Raw genomic sequence first — 2,678 nt, forward strand, 5'->3', positions numbered from 1 at the left:
GGTCTAAATTGAGTTGACTTTTGTGGTATAGAACTACATGGACAACTCGTGCCTCACTTATACCACCCAGGTCTTAAAATTAATTTAAATGGCTAAAGTAACATCAGACCAACTCGGTACCGAACCCATTGGCCAATTATTGGTGAAACAGGCCGTACCTGCATCTATTGGTATCTTGGTCATGTCCCTAAACATTTTGGTCGACTACATTTTTGTGGGGAATTGGATCGGTTCCATTGCGATAGCCGCCATAAATGTGGTGTTACCCATTTCCTTCTTTATCGGTGCTTTGGGGATGTCAATCGGTATTGGGGGCTCCAGTATAATCTCCAGAGCCTTGGGGGCCGATAATAAGGCAAAAGCCTTGCAGACTTTTGGAAACCAGATAACCCTGACCCTGTTGGTCACCATTACCATGGTCGTACTGGGGTTGACCTTTGTGGATGATCTGATCCCTGCCTTTGGCGGTAAGGGGGCTATCTTCGACCCTGCCAAGATCTATTATATCATCGTGGTTTGTGGCGTGCCCTTTTTGGCCCTTTGCATGATGGGAAATACGGTGATCCGCGCCGAAGGCAAACCGAAATTCGCGATGATCGCCATGATCATTCCATCCGTTGGGAATCTCCTAATGGATTATATATTCATCTATATTTTTGACTGGGGCATGGCGGGTGCCGCTTGGGCCACTACGATAGGGTATGTACTTTGTTTTGCCTATGTGCTCTATTTTTTTATTTCCAAGCATTCGGAACTCAAGGTTACCTGGCCCCATTTTAAACTAAAAGCCAACATACTAAAGGAAATAGGTTCTTTGGGTTTTGTTACCCTTGCCCGACAAGCAGTAGTAAGCATCATCTATCTTTTGTTGAACAATATTCTTTTCGATTTGGGGGGTGAGGCCATGGTCGCCGTATACGCCATCATCGGTCGTATGCTTATGTTCGCCCTTTTTCCAGTCTTTGGGGTGACCCAAGGCTTTTTGCCCATTGCCGGATATAACTATGGTGCCCATAAATATGAACGGGTCAGGGAATCGATCTTTACCGCCATTAAATATGCGGCCCTATTGGCAACGCTGGTGTTTGTCGGACTCATGGTTTTTCCTGCCGAAATCGCCTCCCTGTTTTTAAGTTTCAAACCCGATATGTCCGATTTTGAACTGGCGACAAATGCCTTTGTTATGGAGCACACCCCTTCGGCCATGAGATGGGTTTTTGCGGCGACGCCCATCATTGCCCTGCAATTGATCGGTGCAGCTTATTTCCAGGCCGTAGGTAAGGCCGTTCCGGCCTTGTTATTGACATTAACGCGTCAAGGCTTCTTTTTTATTCCTTTAATTTTGATCCTACCTAATTTTATGGGGGAACTGGGGGTATGGATTTCCTTCCCAATTGCGGATGTACTGGCCACGATAGTCACGGGTTATTATTTACGGCGGGAGGTCAAAAACACATTGAATCCCTAACCCTCTGGACATTTTGACGTATTTTTGAAACGTTGACTTATTCCGATCCTATGAAGAAATACCACGCCTTGCTTTTATTTGCAATCCTATTGAATGCAAGTTGCCAGACCCATGATGCTTCGAAGATCACTACGCTTTTTGTGGGCACCTATACCGAGAACGGTAGTGAGGGCATTTATAGCTATCATTTCGATTCCAATTCAGGGGAACTAAACCAGAAGAAATTGGCCGCTGAAATCGGAAATCCGTCCTTTGTTAAGGTTTCACCTAATAAACAGTTTTTATATGCCGTCGAAGAAACCGATACCTATGAGAATTCCAGCGGGGGTGTCGTCGCTTTTCGTATTGAAGGCGATAGCCTTGTAAAAATCAATGCAAATGCCACCGTAGGGGCACATCCCTGCCATATTGGACTTTCTGAAGACGGTAAATTTCTGGCCGCATCCAGTTATACGGGCGGGAGTGTTTCAATTTTTAACATTGGGGCTAAGGGGGAGCTCTTATCCAATCCTCAATTTATTGACCATAAGGTTCTTGATACTACAAGCGTATCACATGCCCATGCCGCTAAATTCACGCAAGACGGACTTTTTGTGGCCGATTTGGGATTGGATGCCGTATTGCGATATATGCTGAGAAATAACAAATGGGTACCTTACGAACAACCCCCTTTGGCTATGGCCCCAAAAGCCGGACCCCGGCATTTTACCTTTGGGCAAGAGGGCAAATACCTCTATGTCATCAATGAATTGAATGCCACCATCTCCGTATTACAAAGAAATATGGATCGTTCCTATACCGAAGTTGAGACCCTATCAACCTTAGCCGAGGATTTTACAGGGGAGAGTTTTTGTGCGGACATCCACCTCTCGGGCGACGGACAATTTCTTTATGGCTCCAATCGAGGGGAGAATACCATCGTGATTTTCAGAGTGGATCAAAACACGGGTAAACTGAGTTTGGTGGGGAGGGAACCTGTAAAGGGGGATTGGCCCCGTAATTTTGCCCTGGACCCCAGTGATAATTTTCTACTGGTGGCCAACCAGCGCAGCAACAATATCGTTGTGTTTAAACGGGATACAACCAATGGCACATTACAATTTCAACATGAATACGAATTGCCGAGTCCTGTTTGTTTGGAGTTTTTGGAGTAATCATTGATCTATCATTGTTTTTTTCATTCTGCGCATATATTTTTTGTCCTCTAGAC

The 2,678-nt window shown here is 45.2% G+C and carries 2 protein-coding genes; both read left to right on the plus strand.

Annotated elements, in window-relative coordinates; translation table 11 throughout:
* The first annotated feature begins 88 nt into the window (after positions 1–88).
* The gene (locus tag WBM98_RS13145) at positions 89–1,468 is read left to right on the plus strand and encodes an MATE family efflux transporter (protein ID WP_424366479.1); all 1,380 of its coding nucleotides are present in this window, start codon (positions 89–91) and stop codon (positions 1,466–1,468) included.
* Between the two features lie 50 nt (positions 1,469–1,518).
* The gene (locus tag WBM98_RS13150) at positions 1,519–2,622 is read left to right on the plus strand and encodes a lactonase family protein (protein ID WP_424366480.1); all 1,104 of its coding nucleotides are present in this window, start codon (positions 1,519–1,521) and stop codon (positions 2,620–2,622) included.
* The last annotated feature ends 56 nt before the right edge of the window (positions 2,623–2,678 follow it).

The sequence above is a fragment of the Maribacter sp. genome (assembly GCF_049667165.1).
GTDB lineage: Bacteria > Bacteroidota > Bacteroidia > Flavobacteriales > Flavobacteriaceae > Maribacter_A.